At 42.8% G+C, this 16,129-nt stretch carries 18 protein-coding genes and 1 tRNA gene; 8 read left to right on the top strand and 11 right to left on the bottom strand.

Annotation, left to right across the window (positions count from 1 at the left end; genetic code table 11):
- Window positions 1-7: 7 nt before the first annotated feature.
- From flgH to K0H59_RS06820, 9 genes are all read right to left on the bottom strand, one after another.
- On the bottom strand, window positions 8-682 hold the full coding sequence (gene flgH, locus K0H59_RS06860; protein ID WP_088212007.1) for a flagellar basal body L-ring protein FlgH: 675 nt from the start codon (window positions 680-682) through the stop codon (window positions 8-10).
- A 12-nt stretch (window positions 683-694) separates the two neighbouring features.
- Window positions 695-1,483 (bottom strand): flagellar basal-body rod protein FlgG, encoded by a 789-nt coding sequence (gene flgG, locus K0H59_RS06855; protein ID WP_011625678.1) that lies wholly within the window; start codon window positions 1,481-1,483, stop codon window positions 695-697.
- Between the two features lie 10 nt (window positions 1,484-1,493).
- Window positions 1,494-2,237 carry a flagellar basal-body rod protein FlgF gene (gene flgF, locus K0H59_RS06850; protein WP_088212008.1) on the bottom strand — a complete coding sequence of 248 codons (744 nt, stop codon included), beginning with the start codon at window positions 2,235-2,237 and terminating at the stop codon, window positions 1,494-1,496.
- Between the two features lie 172 nt (window positions 2,238-2,409).
- On the bottom strand, window positions 2,410-3,771 hold the full coding sequence (gene flgE, locus K0H59_RS06845) for a flagellar hook protein FlgE (RefSeq protein ID WP_088212009.1): 1,362 nt from the start codon (window positions 3,769-3,771) through the stop codon (window positions 2,410-2,412).
- Between the two features lie 62 nt (window positions 3,772-3,833).
- Window positions 3,834-4,613 (bottom strand): flagellar hook assembly protein FlgD, encoded by a 780-nt coding sequence (flgD, locus tag K0H59_RS06840; RefSeq protein ID WP_088212010.1) that lies wholly within the window; start codon window positions 4,611-4,613, stop codon window positions 3,834-3,836.
- Window positions 4,614-4,637: 24 nt separating this feature from the next.
- Window positions 4,638-5,054, bottom strand: coding sequence for a flagellar basal body rod protein FlgC (flgC, locus tag K0H59_RS06835; protein ID WP_011622048.1), 417 nt, complete (start codon window positions 5,052-5,054; stop codon window positions 4,638-4,640).
- 2 nt (window positions 5,055-5,056) lie between these two features.
- Window positions 5,057-5,461 carry a flagellar basal body rod protein FlgB gene (gene flgB, locus K0H59_RS06830; protein ID WP_220055047.1) on the bottom strand — a complete coding sequence of 135 codons (405 nt, stop codon included), beginning with the start codon at window positions 5,459-5,461 and terminating at the stop codon, window positions 5,057-5,059.
- A gap of 144 nt (window positions 5,462-5,605) precedes the next feature.
- The gene (locus tag K0H59_RS06825; protein ID WP_176399945.1) at window positions 5,606-6,445 is read right to left on the bottom strand and encodes a protein-glutamate O-methyltransferase CheR; all 840 of its coding nucleotides are present in this window, start codon (window positions 6,443-6,445) and stop codon (window positions 5,606-5,608) included.
- Window positions 6,446-6,546: 101 nt separating this feature from the next.
- Entirely contained in the window at window positions 6,547-7,467 is a 921-nt protein-coding gene (locus tag K0H59_RS06820; RefSeq protein ID WP_088212012.1) for a chemotaxis protein CheV, read from the bottom strand.
- Window positions 7,468-7,671: 204 nt separating this feature from the next.
- Here K0H59_RS06820 and flgA point away from each other — a divergent pair, with 204 nt between their 5' ends.
- The 3 genes from flgA to K0H59_RS06805 all read left to right on the top strand — a co-directional run bounded on the left by flgA (window position 7,672) and on the right by K0H59_RS06805 (window position 9,210).
- Window positions 7,672-8,379: a flagellar basal body P-ring formation chaperone FlgA gene (gene flgA, locus K0H59_RS06815; RefSeq protein ID WP_220055046.1), complete on the top strand. Its 708-nt coding sequence runs from the start codon at window positions 7,672-7,674 to the stop codon at window positions 8,377-8,379.
- A 76-nt stretch (window positions 8,380-8,455) separates the two neighbouring features.
- Window positions 8,456-8,782 carry a flagellar biosynthesis anti-sigma factor FlgM gene (flgM, locus tag K0H59_RS06810; protein ID WP_220055045.1) on the top strand — a complete coding sequence of 109 codons (327 nt, stop codon included), beginning with the start codon at window positions 8,456-8,458 and terminating at the stop codon, window positions 8,780-8,782.
- 2 nt (window positions 8,783-8,784) lie between these two features.
- Window positions 8,785-9,210 carry a flagella synthesis protein FlgN gene (locus tag K0H59_RS06805; protein WP_088212015.1) on the top strand — a complete coding sequence of 142 codons (426 nt, stop codon included), beginning with the start codon at window positions 8,785-8,787 and terminating at the stop codon, window positions 9,208-9,210.
- A 122-nt stretch (window positions 9,211-9,332) separates the two neighbouring features.
- Here the strand turns inward: K0H59_RS06805 and K0H59_RS06800 are convergent, their stop codons facing one another.
- Entirely contained in the window at window positions 9,333-9,782 is a 450-nt protein-coding gene (locus K0H59_RS06800) for an LPP20 family lipoprotein (RefSeq protein WP_220055044.1), read from the bottom strand.
- Window positions 9,779-10,411, bottom strand: a complete 633-nt coding sequence (locus tag K0H59_RS06795; RefSeq protein WP_088212103.1) for a FlgO family outer membrane protein — start codon at window positions 10,409-10,411, stop codon at window positions 9,779-9,781. Before K0H59_RS06795 ends, K0H59_RS06800 begins: the two co-directional genes overlap by 4 nt.
- A gap of 239 nt (window positions 10,412-10,650) precedes the next feature.
- Between K0H59_RS06795 and K0H59_RS06790 the strand changes: the two genes are divergently transcribed.
- The 5 genes from K0H59_RS06790 to K0H59_RS06770 all read left to right on the top strand — a co-directional run bounded on the left by K0H59_RS06790 (window position 10,651) and on the right by K0H59_RS06770 (window position 16,094).
- Complete coding sequence (locus K0H59_RS06790; RefSeq protein ID WP_220055043.1) at window positions 10,651-11,817, top strand: flagellar assembly protein FlgT; 1,167 nt, start codon at window positions 10,651-10,653, stop codon at window positions 11,815-11,817.
- A 55-nt stretch (window positions 11,818-11,872) separates the two neighbouring features.
- Window positions 11,873-11,948 (top strand) — tRNA-Arg (locus K0H59_RS06785).
- A 48-nt stretch (window positions 11,949-11,996) separates the two neighbouring features.
- Complete coding sequence (locus K0H59_RS06780) at window positions 11,997-13,286, top strand: motility associated factor glycosyltransferase family protein (RefSeq protein ID WP_088212018.1); 1,290 nt, start codon at window positions 11,997-11,999, stop codon at window positions 13,284-13,286.
- Window positions 13,286-13,537, top strand: coding sequence for a hypothetical protein (locus K0H59_RS06775; RefSeq protein WP_088212019.1), 252 nt, complete (start codon window positions 13,286-13,288; stop codon window positions 13,535-13,537). Before K0H59_RS06780 ends, K0H59_RS06775 begins: the two co-directional genes overlap by 1 nt.
- Before the next feature lie 55 nt (window positions 13,538-13,592).
- Entirely contained in the window at window positions 13,593-16,094 is a 2,502-nt protein-coding gene (locus tag K0H59_RS06770) for a 6-hydroxymethylpterin diphosphokinase MptE-like protein (protein ID WP_220055042.1), read from the top strand.
- Window positions 16,095-16,129 lie beyond the last annotated feature (35 nt).

The raw sequence follows: 16,129 nt of genomic DNA, 5'->3' as shown, positions 1-16,129 counted from the left end.
CGACTCCTTAGAAGGGCCACCAATCGCTCATAAAGAACTGGCTTAACCAGCCCACTTTTTGCGCTTCGGCGAAGGTACCAGTACCGCTGTATTGAATACGCGCATTGGCCATACGGGTTGAATCGATAGTGTTATCCGGTTTGATATCCTGCGAACGCACAATCCCCGTCACTCGGATAAACTCATCGCCGTTATTGATAGAGATCCATTTTTCGCCGCGCACCACTAAGTTGCCGTTATTGAGCACTTGCATCACGTTGGCGGAGATACTGCCATCTAAGCTATTGCTTTGATCGGCATCGGATTCCCGCTTAGTGTTCATGCTGTCTTTATAACGTAAGTCGAGGGGAACCCCACCAATGGACACATTGCTGCCACCGGCATAAATGGGGTCGAGCGACATGTCAGAGCCTTTTTTGATCTGATTACCCGCGCTCTTTTTCGCTTGAGTCGCTTCCTTCAACACAATAGTGATAATGTCACCCACTTTATGGGCGCGAATATCCGAATAGAGACTGGCCGCTTGGCTGTCTTGATAAATTGACCCTGTCGCGGCAATTTTGGTTGGCGGCGCTTCGGGATATACCGGTGCATAGAAGGGATCATCTGCAATCGGCTTCTTGGGGGTAGAGCTACATGCCGTAAGCAAGAGCGCAGCGGCCAATATAAAATATCTAGCCATGATAATGTGCCTCTATAGATTCTGATTCACATAAGCCAGCATCTGATCGACCGCCGAAATCACTTTGGAGTTCATTTCGTAGATCCGCTGACTTTCAATAAGATTCACCAGCTCTTCGGTCACGTTTACGTTAGAGGTTTCTAACGCGCCTTGACGAATCGCCCCCATACCATCGAGTGATGCCGTGCCTTGGATAGGCGTGCCACTGGCACCGGTTTCGGTGTACAGGTTTTGTCCCATAGGATCTAAACCCGATGGGTTAATAAAGTCGGACATGCTGAGCTGCCCCACCACTTGGTTTTCTGCGGCGCCCGGCGTCTTAACAGAAACCTCACCTTCAGCAGATACGGTAATACTGGTCGCATCTTCAGGAATCGTAATTGCAGGTTGCAGCACATAACCCGAACCTGGCGTGACAATTTGCCCAGTGTCATCTAAGGTAAATTGACCATTACGGGTATAAGCCGTGGTGCCGTCGGGTAACTGCACTTCAAAAAAGCCAGGGCCTTCGATCATCAGATCGAGTGAGTTATCCGTGGTCAACATATTGCCTTGGGTAAACATCTTTTGGGTGGCTACCACTTTGGTACCCGCACCGATATTTAAACCGTTTGGCAACTTAGTGTTCGAGGCGCTAATGCCCCCCGCTTGGTTAACGGTTTGATAAAGTAAGTCTTCAAAGACGGCGCGGCTCTTTTTGTAGCCGACGGTGCTGGCGTTCGCGACGTTGTTTGAAATCACCGCAATATCGGTTTGCTGTGCGTCTAAGCCAGTTTTACTAATCCATAAGGCTGGATGCATAATTTATCTCCTAACTAATCCGCATTAATGAAGAAGCCGCGCGGTCGTTTTCTTCCGCGGTTTTCATCATCTTCACTTGCAATTCAAATTGTCGCTGTAGGTCGATTAAGGACACCATCTCATCCACAGGATTGACGTTACTGCCCTCTACAGCACCACTCTCAACAAACACGTTTGGATCGGTTGGCGCCGGATTGCCCGATACCAAACGGAACAGCCCATCCTCACCGCGCATCATTTGCGCATTACCGGGATTGACCAGCTTTAATCGCCCCACCTCTTCGATCACTTCCGTTGTCGCGCCCTGAGGACGTACTGAGATAATGCCATCCTGTGAAATGGTGACTTTTTCAATCGGCAGCGGTAACACAATCGGCCCCGCATCGCCCATCACAGGATTACCGCGGTCGTTATGTAATAACCCTGTTGAGTCGAAACTTAAGCTTCCTGAACGGGTATAGGCCTCACTGCCATCCTTTGCCTGCACTGCGAACCAACCATCACCTTTGATGGCAACGTCAAGATCCCGCCCAGTGGTTTTGATGGGGCCTGCTCGAAAATTGGCGGAGGGGGTTTCGACCATGGCAAAAACCCTCGATGGCAATCCTTCACCAAAGGCTTGCATCGATCTGGCTTGCGCCATGTCCGACTTAAATCCATCGGTATTGGCGTTAGCTAAGTTGTTGGCACGCAATGCCAACTCATTCATGTTTTGCTTAGCTCCGCTCATGGATATGTAGAGGAATTTGTCCACAGACTGCTCCGTCAAATTTTCAACCTGACAATAGCAAAGCAAGCATCATGCCAATAAAGTTGATGGCTAATTTACTGATAAATTGGGAGAAGATTATGAGGAAATGGCTACAAGGCCAAAAGAGGCTAAGTGTTGCCGCCAGCGGCAACACTTAGAAAAAGGAGAAATCAGCTTAACGAATTTGCAGTACAGTTTGTTGCAGGGTGTTGTTCACTTCGAGGGTACGGGAGTTGGCCTGGAAGTTACGTTGCGCCGAAATCAAATCCACCAGCTCAGTCGTTAAGTCGATGTTAGATTGCTCTAACGCCGAAGAACTGATGCTACCGAATGTACCACTGTTTGGTTCACCCGCGAGCGCAGGACCCGACTCAAGGCTGGCCTTCCATGAAGTATTACCGACTTGGGTCAAACCTTGCTCGTTGGCAAAGCGAACTAAGGCAACGCGGGATAATGGCACGGTTGAACCGTTTGAGTAACTGGCGGTGATCAAACCATCTTCACCAATTTCAACGTTTGTTAAACGGCCTACTGTCGTACCATCTTGAGTTAATTCGGTTGCCGCAAACGGCGCCGAATACTGAGTCGGTGCATTAAACTTAATGGTCACATCTTGAGTGCCATCGGCACCTGGGCCTAACACGCCAGCACCACCCACGCCTAACGCTTCTGTCGTCACGACCGCAGGATCGCTGCCGGTATACACGCCGACAGAGTTAAACTTCAACACCGAACCTTTCCAGCCGCCAGTGGTTTGGGCTGTCCCAGTACCATCGGCCGTACCGTCACCATTGGTATCAGTCTGATAAGTCCCCGCAGGGCCAGATACATCCACTTGCTTACCATCAATCGCGTAGTAAGCAACCCAGTTGTTTTCACCGTTATAGGAGCCGTTATTTGGCTTCACAAAATAGGTGGTCATGATATGCGGCTCACCGAGTGAGTCGTAAATCGTCATCGAGGTCACGCTGTTATAGGTTTTGGAGTCCAGCGGGTCAAAGGCTGCAGGATCGAGTGAACCTTCTTTCGCGTTCAAGTTCATCTGCATAGTCACGTTTTCAGTCTGAACAGGGCTACCGGCAGTATCAGGAATTTGTACTGGCTTAGCGGTGGTTAAACTGACGGATGTCGAGTTACCGTCTTTATCTACCGGGAAGGTTTGTAAATAATTACCAGCTGAATCAACCATATAATTATTTTTGTCGACTTTAAATGCACCAGCACGGGTAAACTGATGATCTAAGGTACCAATCTCAGATGCGGTCACAAAAAAACCGCCCCCTTTGATCGCTAAATCTAAAGAGTTATTGGTCAGCTGCAAACTACCTTGGTGGAACTGCTGCGCCACTTGGCTCGTTGCCACACCACCACCGACGGCGGTTTTAGAGTTAGAGAAAATTGAATTAGCGTAAACATCCGCAAATTCAGCACGCGATTCTTTAAAGCCAATGGTATTAGCATTCGCGATGTTGTTCGCTGTAGTGTTTAAGTCTTTCTGTGCAGCAGAAATGCCACTCAATGCAATGTTAAACGACATAATTCACCTCTACATTTCACTCAATTCAATTAAGGACTCAGGTCCAACTTAATACTGACAAATTAGGTTTCTGATACCGCGAGTACATCAGAGAGCTTAATACCTGCACCACCGCGAAGATTCAGAATCGCCCCAGTGCTTGCAGTGCCTAACGAAACACTGGTCACATGGGCATAGGTCGAGACGGCAAGCTCTTGAGATTTACCATCGACAAGTCCACTGGCCTTAATGGTGTAATTACCGGCACTGACAGGCTCGCCATTCTTATTCAGACCATCCCATGTCACAGGGATGTTGCCGCCATCACTGCCATCGATGTTAAAGGTACTGACCACTTGGCCTTTATCATCCAGTACACGCACGTTAATCACAGGAATTTTATCTGGCGTACTCACCACACCACTCAAGGTAGGGCTTTCGGTCGAGACATTGCCGGTATCGGTTGGGATCAATACCTTACGTCCAACTAATCCCGATGCTTGCAGCGCCTGACTCGAAGTCATCACACTGTTTAAATTAACGATTTCATCGTTGAGCTTCGAAATACCATCCACGGTCGAAAAGGATGCCATTTGCGCAATCATCTGATCGTTGTCGACGGGCTTAAACGGATCCTGCATTGACAGCTGCTGACTGAGTAACGAGAAAAAATCTTCCTGTGTCAGCTGCTGACTCTTGGCTTCCGGGACAATGGATTCGCTAGGCAAACGGATGCCATCTAAAAAAGGATTACCCGTTGATGTACTCGTTGTGCTCGTAGTATTAGTCGCCACCGTATTCGATTGACTCTTAGTTTGAGTCGTCTGAGCCGAGGTCTGGCTAAGTTGGTTAATGAGGCTCACAGCTTACCTCCTAAATAGCGCATATTATTTACCCATCCCAAGTGTTTGTTGCAGCATAGATTTTGCAGCTTCAGCGACTTGAACATTCATCTGATATGAGCGAGAGGCAGAAATCATATCCGCCATTTCTTCCATGACATTCACATTCGGCTTGTAGATAAAGCCATCCGCATCCGCCATCGGGTGATCCGGCGAATACTCTTTTAATAGGGGTTTATCACTCTCAACTATGCCTTTTACCGCCACACCTTGAGAGGCTTGTTGCTGACTTTGCGCCTTGGCCATTTCCGCTTCAAAAATCGGATGACGAGAGCGGTAAGTTTTATCTATGCTGCTGGAAACGGAGTCGGCGTTGGCAATGTTACTCGCGGTGGTGTTGAGGCGGACAGACTGAGCTGACATGCCAGAACCCGCCACATCAAAAATACTAAATAAACTCATGGTCAATCCCCTCTCAACGCTTTCTTCATGCCACTAAACTTACTGTCCAAAAATCCTAGAGACATTTGATATTCAAGCGCATTTTGCATAAATGCCGACTGTTCCTGTTGAATATCGACAGTATTGCCATCCCCAGTATCTGGCTGATTTGGCACACGGAACTTCAGGTATTGTCCCGTTAATTGTGCAAGGCCAAAATGCTGCTCATCGCCTGTCATCTCAAGGCTATTGCGCTGCTGTTGCTGGGTTTTAGCAACATTTAAGGCCGCAGAAAAATCGACGTCACGGGCTTTATAATGTGGCGTATCGGCGTTTGCGATATTGCTAGAAATCACTTCGGCACGCTCAGCACGGATCCCCAACGTAAATTGGTGTACCCCTAATGCCTTATCAAAACTAATCGCCATAAAATTGCCTCCATCGTGACTCTCACGGGAACAAAGCAATTCATGTGCCAAAAAGTAGTAATTAATCGAAATGTGTAGATATGAGGTTTTGCGAGGTAAAAAATTACCGACTAATGTCGGTAATTTTTATTTAATATCATTTAATTAGGTTTTCTTCTGGTAATAAATACCAGGGTTGCAACGCACCATGTCAAACTCATCTGTCAGGCCCGCAATGGATTCTGACGCGCCGAGAAAAAGTATGCCCTTAGGATTTAATGCGGCAGCAAATTGCCGCAAAATTTTTGCTTTTGCCTCAGGGGCAAAATAGATCAGCACATTTCGGCAGAAAATAATGTCGAACTTGCCTAGCAAAGTGTAACTCTCAAGCAGGTTATGGGCGCGAAAATTGACTAAACGCTTAACGTTGTCCTTTACCCGCATGTTGCCAGAGGGCAAAGCATCAAAAAACTGGCGCTTACGTTCTTCCGATAAGCCACGTGCCAATGCCAAACTGTCGTACTCAGCATTCTTGCAACGTTCCAACATCGAAGGCGAAAGATCGGTCGCTTGAATTGAAGCGCCTCCCGGCAAAGCTCCCGGCTTCTTCTGTTGATATTCTAAAATCGTCATTGCCAATGAGTAAGGCTCTTGACCAGACGAACAGGCAGCCGACCATATCTTTAATGGACGACCCAACTTACTGTACTCAGGTAGCAATACATTGCCTAGTAACTCAAACGGATAACGGTCACGGAACCAAAGCGTTTCATTGGTTGTCATCGCATCAATGACTTCCGCCCTTAACGCGCGCTCCGTTGGCTTCATCGAATGTTTCACCACATCGGATAACGAAGGTAGATTATATTTGCCCATCAAAGGCGCGAGACGGCTACGCACTAGGTACTGTTTGTTTTCCCCCAGTACAATACCGCTGTGTTGTTCTAAGAACAACCTAAATTGATTATATTCGGCTTCTGCGAGTGATTTGTCAGGCACATTCACGTCCTAGATCCTATAGCAAGCACCCAAATAAGTGCCAACAATCATGTAATAAGGGCTAGATTATAGCGTAAAGCACCACTAGGCACTAACCCACACTTTCACTACAAACTTAAATGCTTGTTCACTGCCGCAGCTAATTCGTCTGGGTTGAATTTGGCGATAAAATCATTAGCGCCCACTTTTTGTACCATAGCCTGATTAAACACGCCGCTTAACGAGGTATGTAATACCACCTTGATATGCTTAAGCTTTGGATCGTCGCGGATCTCTGCCGTTAAGGTATAACCATCCATTTCTGGCATTTCAATATCCGAGATAATCAGCGGGATTTCCTCGGCCACATTATTCATTTCACCCGCAATAGCTTTTAACTTATCGAGCGCTTCACGGCCATCTTTTGCCGTATCAATCTGTAAGTTTAACGACTCGAGCGCGCGAATAATTTGTTTACGAGCCACTGCCGAATCATCAATCACCATAATATGGTAATGCTGACTTCTATCGATTGTCAGTTGCTCATTCACTTCTTCACTGATTGCGGTTTTGACTGGTGAAATTTCATCGAGGATCTTTTCAACATCAAGAATTTCAACCAGTTCACCTTCTATTTCAGTGACTGCAGTTAAGTAGGAATAGCGACCAGCCCCTTGTGGTGGTGGCATAATGGCTTCCCAGTTCATATTGATGATACGTTCAACTGAACTGACTAAGAAACCTTGTACGCTGCGGTTATATTCTGAAATGATGATAAAGCAATTTTCAGTGCTGGCTAACGGACGTCCACCAGTTGCAGCACTCAGATCGATTACCGAAATAGTCGTGCCGCGAATATGGGCGACACCTTTGACGTAAGGATTAAGTTTAGGCAAAGTCGTTAACGGTGGACATTGCAAAACTTCTTTTACTTTGAATACGTTAATCCCAAAACGTTGACGACCATTCAACTTAAATAGCAATAGTTCTAGTCGGTTTTGACCTACGAGTTGGGTTCGTTTGTTGACTGAATCAAGAATACTCGACATAACTCTGCCTTGTTGTTCTGTTTATGTACGGCCCTAAACTCGTTTGAGTATAGGCATATTAATTGCTTACGTCTTGTTATCGATAACCATAGTTGAAACTGAGTCAAACTTCTGACACGAAATCTTGGCCGTTATGGCATGGAACAGTTTCAAACTTGATAAAAGTATAGGTGCATTCTGGCGTTACAAGCTAGTCTCTTCATTATGAAAGTAAATTTAGTCTATTTTTTGAGTATCATCGCCCTTTCTATCGCCACTAAGGCCAATGCCGAGCCCGTGGTACCTAGCATATCGGCGATATCCGAATTAGCTAAAGCTCTTATTAATGAAAAGATTTCAGTGCCATCTAACGCTAAAGTTGAAATCCTTCCGCAAACGATAGACAGTCGTTTGCTCCCTTCTCAATGTGCCTCCCCCATTCGAGTCGAGCTCGCCTCCGACCGAGAGATCAGCCGCAATAACACGGTAAAAGTCAGTTGTGATACACCCGATTTAGCCTACCCTTGGCAGATTTTTATGTCGGTGCGGGTCGATATTCTTTTCCCGGTTGTGGTCGCCAGCGAAACACTGGCACCTGGCGAACTGATCAGCCCAACACAAGTTGAAATCCGTTACGTCGACCAAAATAGTTTACGCGGTATGCAATTTAGCGATACTAGCCAACTTTCAGGAGTACGGGTAAAACGACGTGTCGCCAAAAACTTCCCTATTTTTGCCAATAACCTTTGTTTTGTTTGTAAGAATGATTCAGTATCAATTTATGTGCGTTCCAGCAATTTTGTGCTAAAAACCGTAGGCGAAGCGCTACAGGATGGTAATATTGGTGACCAAATTAGGGTCAAAAATAGCAGTTCAAACAAAGAACTAGATGCCATAGTCACGGCCATTGGCGAAGTCGAAGTTAGAATGTAAAATAAACTAAAGCTTTTCGATGAGCTGCCGATACCCCAGTTAAGAAATCCCCGTATACACGACGCTGGAGCCTAAAATGGCAATTGATATTAGCAAATTTAACGCCGGAGCGGCCGCGCAAGTCCGTTCAAACACAACAAAGAAAAGCAGCGAAAGTGAGCAATCGACTCAGGTTGCGGCTAAATCGACTCAACAGAAAGGTGACTCAGTTGTCATTACGGCTCAAGCTCAACAGCTACAAGGAGCTCAAACCAAAATGGCCAGCCTACCTGAAGTAGACCAAAAGAAAGTCGCTGAGATTAAACAAGCGATTGCCGAAGGTCGCTATAAAATTGACCCCGAAAAGTTGGCGGGCAACATTGCCAGCTTCGAAGCTGAATTGAATGACCTCAATAAAGAGTAACTATGACAGAAATAGCTAAACTGGTAGATCAACAACACGCCCATTTGGCTGTTCTTAAACAGATTATTCTTAAGGAAAAAGGCGCTTTGGTTGACCAAAACGCCGATTTGCTTTTATCGCTTGCAGAGCAAAAATCATCATGCCTGCAAGAACTTAAGGCCAACGATGACTTACTGGCCAATCACAGCGATAAATCCTTACTCACCTCGCAAGTAGAACTATCCCATAAAATGGCCGCCGTAAAAGAGGCCCTTGCCGAATGTAAGGATCTAAACGCTCAAAATGCTAGCCTCATCGAGATGAATCTAGCGAGTCTAAACCGTTTTGCCCAAGCCTTACAGGCGAGCCGAAACGCGACTACTCTGACCTATAACGATAAAGGCAGAACCTCGACCCTTTCTAGCTTAGGCAATGATTTAAAAGCGTAAATCATGCATCATAAGTAAACGGGATATAAACAAAAGCCGCGCTAAAACTTAGCGCGGCTTTTGTTTATTGGTACAGCACGACGAGCAGTCATCCAGACCTAGCTCTAAAGCCAACCCTAGCACTAAAAATAGGTAACATCTTTAATTCTTTGTGGGCGGCTCTGCTGTTGGTAAATCTGCCATACCTTGGCAAAATCAAGCTCCAACTCAGTGACATAGTGGTCCCCAGCTGGATAGCTTTTTACCACTCGCGCGCCGCGGATCACCCCAGTCACAGACGCTTTAACATTATCATCTGTCAGCATCCAATCACTGACACTACTGTTGGCGGTGATCTTCTGTCCATACACTTGTTCAGCCAGTTCACGGTAGGCCACGATTTTTGACGCCTGCATCGCCATTAAAACTCGTTGGGACTGCTCTTTGGCCGGTTGAGTCGCTAGCGGGGCGTAACCTATTGCCGTCAGTTTAGGAAAACTACTTGGGGGCACATCTTCCCACTGAACATATCTATCTTTAGTTGCACACCCAGTAAGAAGGAGCGCCGCAACAATTAGTAAGTAGCGTTTCATTTTCCATCTCCTAGTACCCGAACCTCATTCATACCAGGGCTAGACTGGCGATATAAAATCCCATCCTGAGAGATAACTTGCTCGGAGGGCTGCATGTAATTACTCAATTCTTTTTGAGTCACAAAAGTCTGCGATGCCGATACCACACGATTGTTACTTAGAGTGACAATCCGAGTATTGATTGCCATGCCATTGGTTGTCGGGCTCATGGTCGACACCACGATATGATCAACGGGTAAATTGGTCGAAAGCTTTTGCCAATCGCGCGTCAAAATAAAATCGCCATCAGCCGTCACTCTCAGCCCATCACCTAAATTCAAATCCACCACATTGAACATAAAGCTATGCAAAGACGTCATCAGCCCTTGCTGCAGCTGCTGCGCCAGTGCATTGGTGCTACTCAAATTCCCAACTAACACAGGCGTAGCAACAACGATAGGCTGGTCGGGACGCAGTGCATCATTCTGCTTGACTAACTCAGTCACAATTCGCTGCGCGAGATGATTAATCGTCGCCGTAGGCGGCAAACCATTGCCGTCAGCTAAGCTAGGTTTGGGCGGTGCCACGGGTTTAGTCGCACACCCAACCAGCACTAACAGTGCCAGCGGAATGAATGCACGCTTCAGCATAAGAGTAACCTCGTCATCAATATCAATGTGGCCCAGTGGGAGCCGCAATCTTTGCCATAAAGCAAGCAAGTATTAGACCAAGTCAAAATAATGCGCTTAATGAACTCTTCAGATTATCGACAAATCCATTGATAACTTTATCCCTATAGCTCGATAAATCAGGCATACAATTTGCTTAAAGCCATAAAGCACTGCCAGTAAACTGACTCATCCCAGCAATTTTAGTTAAGGGCTTATTGATGAACATACTAAGAAAGAACTTGCTCATAATCAGCAGCCTACTGCTATTTGCTGCACAGGCAAACGCCGAATGGGTCGAGGCCAGTGGCGAAGCGGTGATCACTAATGGCAACATCGCCCAAGCGCGTGAAGAAGCCATCAATCAAGCCGTGAGTTATGCCACGCTAAGTACGGGTATCCAGATCACCAGTGAGCAGCAAACGACTAACGGCAATCTTACGCAAAACAGCTTTGCGATTAATCGTTATGCCCAGGCGATTAGCATTCAATTGGTGAGCGAGCGCATTGAAGGCAGCAAAATTTATGTTTCCCTTAGGCTCGATCTTAATGATGACCCCACCCAGCAATGCCCTGCAGGGCAGTTAAAAGCCGCCATCTTAATCCCCCAAGCGCAAATAAAAGACCGAGCACAGTTACGCTACGGACAACTCTCGGGATTTGAAGAAGTCATCTCCGAGAAACTGGGTAATAGTATTGATGGCTACTCATCTACTGGTTTTAGCCATATCCATGCCAAAGAACGGCTTGATATAGCACAGGAACTCGTCGATATCCGCGGCTATCGACTCCCTAGTTGGTTGAGTGAAATTACCGATAGCCAATATATTTTATTGCCACAAATCATCGACATATCAACAGAGCCTGTGCAATCAACCTTTATGGGATGGTGGGATGAAGCGCCACTCAGACAATTTCAATTTAAACTCAGTCTCTATCACGGCATTAGCGGCGAGGAAGTGTGGAGCAAAACCTACAGTACTTCTGCTCCGTGGGAGTTTGAAGAACAGGCCATCATAGCCCCTAATAGCGACCGATTTTGGCGTTCTTCCTATGGCAGAAATATCAGCCAAATCATGCAAGAAGCAACTCGAGATATAGACAACACGCTTAATTGCAGACCACTGCTAGGGCAAGTCGTCAGCCGTCAAGGAGATAGAATTATCCTCAACTTAGGTCGCAAACACGGCATTCGAGTTGGCGATAAATTCCAGGTCGTGTTACAACAAAACTTGCCCGATAGGCTCAACGAAATGCGTGCCGTAGCAACCAAGAGCCGGGCAACGGTGAAAATCGAACAAGTCAGCGAAGAAAGTGCAACGGCAGTACTCGTTGACCAAAATGCGGCTTACAATGTACAGATAAACGACATCGCGCTTAAGATTTAAGCAACTAAATCATAAGCCTTTTAATCAAAGATAAAACCAGTATAATCACTGGCGTCTCTTCATAGCTCAACAGGATAGAGCAGCCGCCTCCTAAGCGGCCGATCGGGGTTCGAGTCCCTGTGGAGAGACCAGATAGTGATGTCGGTGATATCAATTGACCAAAGCTTCCGAGGAAACGGATGACTGAACTATTTGCCACTAATTTGAGTATCATTACTAAACGCTGGCCAATTGTGGCTGCAGCCCTACAAAGTCAATCGATAGAACACCTGGATGCCTTCCTAGTTACTGGACGCAATCAAACCATAAGTGTAAATGGCATCCAATTAAGTAGCCGTCACGATCGTATTGCTGAGGCCCAACTCTTTATCAGTACACTGCCCCTCGATGCGACCCAAGTAACTGTCTACGGTGTAGGTATGGGTGATGTTCCAAGTTTATTAATCGATAATCCGCAATATCAAACAATCAATGTATGCATTCTCAATCTTGCTGTCTTTGCACTACTGATTAGCTACACAGATCAGAGTGAATGGCTGAGTCATCCACAAGTAGAATTGCTCGAAAACCTTAGCCAAACAGTTAATTTTCCAAATATCGCGATTACACCTGATCTCTCACTTGTCAGTGATGAAAATGCAACATTACGCGATTTATTAATTTTCGAAAAGTGCATCGAATTTTCGAATAAAAAACATCAAATAGACTACCCTAAGTTACAGATTCGCTTTGAAGAAAATAGTATATTTTTAAGAACAGATCCTAGCGCTGAACTTCTAAAGTCAAAATACAATAAAAAATCAGCATTTATAATAGGATCTGGCCCATCTCTTGAAAAAAAATACAATTACCTAAAGAAATGGCAGTTAAAAAATGAAAGCGAAAAACCATTAATAATATCAGTTGACACAGCATTTAAAGCATTAGAAAGTCAAAATATATTCCCCGATATTGTAATTAGTATAGATAAGAATATAACCAATGAGCATTTTCCAACTTACATCCCAGATAACATTAAATTAGTTTATTTTCCTACAACATCTCCAAGTGTTATTCGTTCATGGCCAGGTCCAAGATTTAATGCTTACTCTAAGGGAGGTATTTATGACAATTTTAACTTTAAAAACCCCAAAATTAGATTATATACTAATGGAAGTGTTATTCATCCTGCTATAGATCTTGCAGTGTCTTTAGATATTCGTGACATTACACTTTTTGGTTGTGATTTCAGCTACCCCAACAACAAGACACATGCATACTGGGAAGATGGGCAACTCGGACCGACTTCGAAAAATGCTAAGCATTGGGTCATTAATGGCTATGGAAAACGTGTACCAACAGACCTAAATTTCAGAGGATACTTACGCAGTTTAGAAAGTTATATAAAAACTAAGCCTAGTGTTAAATTCTATCAATCTAGTTTAGATGGTGCATATATCCAAGGCACTCATTTCAAGGAGTGTTCCTGATGGATAATCAAGAAAAAACTGAATTAATCCAGCTATTGATTTTCACCGCTCATCAGTTCCGTCTTGCTAGAGAGGCTGAAGGTTTAGATCATTTTAAGCTTTGCATCGATGAAATAGAAAAAAAACAATTTTATATGATGAAAGAAGAATTTGAAATTTTACAATATTCTATGCTTACTGCAATGGAAAGGCATGATTGGCTAAGTCTTGCGGATGACATTGAGTACGAGTTGTCTATGTTAATAAAATAACTTTTTACATTTAAGAACTAAATTCAGTAAATTTATTTAAACTTAAGGTGAAAATATGATTTTAAACAAAGAAAAAAATACTGACACTAAAAATAGCGACCTTATCATATCACCTAAATTAACCACCAGTAGATTTGGAGAATATTATTTAGCCAGCGTTAACCGTAAGAGCTTTGAAGTTATTGACTCAAGAACTTTATATAACAAAAAATTTAAAGAAGAATTTGAGATTAATGATAACCTAAATATCATTATCGGCTCTGACTCAGGATTACTTATTAAATACATAATGGAAAAATCGATACCAAAGGGAAGTAAATTTATTTTCATAGAACTTCATGAAGTATTAAATCTCCTATCAATAGAAATACCTAATAAATATAAAAAAACAATCACCATTTGCAATGAAAATAACTTTATTAAGTATTTCAAGAAAGCTAGTTTTGACATTTATTTCTTAAAAAACAAATGTACTCTACACCCTTCTATCGCAGTATCTCATGAACATATAGAAAATTACACACACCTTTATAATAAAGTAAAGAAAATAATAGAATCAATAATCAGTGAACATCAAATAAGTTTTTCACAACAAATATTTACAAAGGCTCAATTTGAAAATATTAGTGAAATGATACACCCTGCAAAAATCTTGAAATCAATCCTCCCAAATAGAACGGCAATAATTATTGGTGGTGGTCCGTCAATGGATGAACATATTGAATGGATTAAGATAAATAGAGCTAACTTGGTAATTTTAGCAGTATCACGCATTGCTGATAAACTAATTTTAAATGATATTATACCTGATTTTGTAATCACTGTTGACCCTCAAGATATTAGCTTTGATGTTAATAGTGAATTAATGAAACATTTTGATAAATTCATCTTGATTTTTTCTTATCACGCTTGCCCAAGAATTGTTAACCAATGGCAAGGTAAATGTATGTATTTGGGCAATAAGTACCCATGGGAAGAAGAGGGTAATATTCCAACAATTGGCCCAACCGTGAGCAATAGTTCGATTAGAATTGCATTAGAAATGGGATGCACGCAGATATTATTATCTGGCGTTGATTTTTGCTATTCGCAATCTGGATATACGCATGTAAAAGGAACTCTTGAAGCAAACCTTGGTCCCAATCTGGGTCAAATTGGTGAATGGGTCGAGACAAATGGGGGCTTGAAAGCTGAAACTCCAATACAGCTTCTATATGCACTTGATGCGCTTCAGAGTGAGGTTGCATTATATAATGATGTCGATTTTGTAAATTTATCTATAAACGCTGCAAAAATAAACGGCGTACGATACTGCCCAATAGAAAACATTATCCTTAAAGATACAAATAATATTTCCAATATCATAAGCAATATACATCTATCTGAAAACCGGATGGATGTTATTTCAAAAACAATAAATAATGTGCAAAATTCATTAAATAAGCTCTCCACATTACTTGAAAAGATCAATAGCGCTATAGAATTAGTAAAAAAAATGGACCGCACTGAAATCTCCCACAAAGAACTCATGCTTCATTCAAGAGAAATAAGTAAAATCGAAAAAAATATTCAATTTAAATTCCCAGAACTGATTAGTTTAGCAAAAAACTATGGATTATATGAAATCTCAAAATCCTTATCATTACAGGATAGTAATGACTGGGATCAGAATACAGTGAACTCAATGCATAGAATTTATTTCTCAGCATTAAAAGAATCGATTAACGCATTAATTAAATTGTCATCTGACTCTTTGGAAAGGCTTAAATCTAGAATGATTGAATCTGAGGGGGCTGAATTATCCAGGCTCTTTCCACAATGGAAAAATGACAATCAACCTGGTCGGGTTCTTATATGGTTAAAGAATGTCTCTAATAAAGAAATCAAACTTACCAAGAGTGAGATGAAATTAATAGAATTACTAAAAAACGATTACAAAAACCAAGTCAATAAAAAAAATTTAAATTATGAGAACAAAATAAAAAATTCTAATAAACTTGAAAGCATATTCAGAAAGGCATCATATTTTATTGAAAACAAGGACATCTCAGGTCTATATTATTTATTATCATGCTTAAATCCTGTTAAAAACAAAAATAAAGAAATCAGAAAATTATCCACTTATATAGAAGCTAAAGCTTTAGAGCTGGAAAATAAATTCAACTTAGCATTAAATAAAATTTTAGAAATCCCTATCAATCAATGTACAGAATATGAGCTTAAGCTCACTATAAAGCTTGCACTTAAAAACTCAAACTTACCTATCGCTGAGAGATATCTAGTTGAAACACTAAAAATCTCAAAAGAATTTATGCCGCAATATGCTCATCTATTACAGGTTGAAGGAAGACTAAAAGAGTCTTTAAATGTGTATTTAGATTATTTAGAGGAGTATCCTTCAGATGTACCAATTTGGTTAAAGCTTGGCACTTTCATGTTAGATTTAGAACAAATAGAATCAGCTAGGTTTGCTTTTTCACAAGCTTTAATAGCGGATCCCAAAAATATAATTGCTATTGAGTTTATTGAAAAAATTAATACCCATTTATTGAAGTAAAGAATCCACTTTCTTAGAAGTCAACTTTGATTTTC

The organism is Shewanella sp. FJAT-51649, assembly GCF_019457435.1.
Classification (GTDB): domain Bacteria; phylum Pseudomonadota; class Gammaproteobacteria; order Enterobacterales; family Shewanellaceae; genus Shewanella; species Shewanella mangrovisoli.
Note: the sequence above shows the minus strand (reverse complement) of the source record. Positions and strands in the feature narration are given on the sequence as shown.

Excerpts from the sequence above, each read along its gene's own strand:
- flgH (WP_088212007.1), bottom strand. The coding sequence starts at position 682 with ATGGCTAGATATTTTATATTGGCCGCTGCGCTCTTGCTTACGGCATGT.
- flgG (WP_011625678.1), bottom strand. The coding sequence starts at position 1,483 with ATGCATCCAGCCTTATGGATTAGTAAAACTGGCTTAGACGCACAGCAA.
- flgE (WP_088212009.1), bottom strand. The coding sequence starts at position 3,771 with ATGTCGTTTAACATTGCATTGAGTGGCATTTCTGCTGCACAGAAAGAC.
- flgC (WP_011622048.1), bottom strand. The coding sequence starts at position 5,054 with ATGAGTTTATTTAGTATTTTTGATGTGGCGGGTTCTGGCATGTCAGCT.
- flgB (WP_220055047.1), bottom strand. The coding sequence starts at position 5,461 with ATGGCGATTAGTTTTGATAAGGCATTAGGGGTACACCAATTTACGTTG.
- K0H59_RS06820 (WP_088212012.1), bottom strand. The coding sequence starts at position 7,467 with ATGTCGAGTATTCTTGATTCAGTCAACAAACGAACCCAACTCGTAGGT.
- flgA (WP_220055046.1), top strand. The coding sequence starts at position 7,672 with ATGAAAGTAAATTTAGTCTATTTTTTGAGTATCATCGCCCTTTCTATC.
- flgM (WP_220055045.1), top strand. The coding sequence starts at position 8,456 with ATGGCAATTGATATTAGCAAATTTAACGCCGGAGCGGCCGCGCAAGTC.
- K0H59_RS06805 (WP_088212015.1), top strand. The coding sequence starts at position 8,785 with ATGACAGAAATAGCTAAACTGGTAGATCAACAACACGCCCATTTGGCT.
- K0H59_RS06800 (WP_220055044.1), bottom strand. The coding sequence starts at position 9,782 with ATGAAACGCTACTTACTAATTGTTGCGGCGCTCCTTCTTACTGGGTGT.
- K0H59_RS06795 (WP_088212103.1), bottom strand. The coding sequence starts at position 10,411 with ATGCTGAAGCGTGCATTCATTCCGCTGGCACTGTTAGTGCTGGTTGGG.
- K0H59_RS06790 (WP_220055043.1), top strand. The coding sequence starts at position 10,651 with ATGAACATACTAAGAAAGAACTTGCTCATAATCAGCAGCCTACTGCTA.
- K0H59_RS06780 (WP_088212018.1), top strand. The coding sequence starts at position 11,997 with ATGACTGAACTATTTGCCACTAATTTGAGTATCATTACTAAACGCTGG.
- K0H59_RS06775 (WP_088212019.1), top strand. The coding sequence starts at position 13,286 with ATGGATAATCAAGAAAAAACTGAATTAATCCAGCTATTGATTTTCACC.
- K0H59_RS06770 (WP_220055042.1), top strand. The coding sequence starts at position 13,593 with ATGATTTTAAACAAAGAAAAAAATACTGACACTAAAAATAGCGACCTT.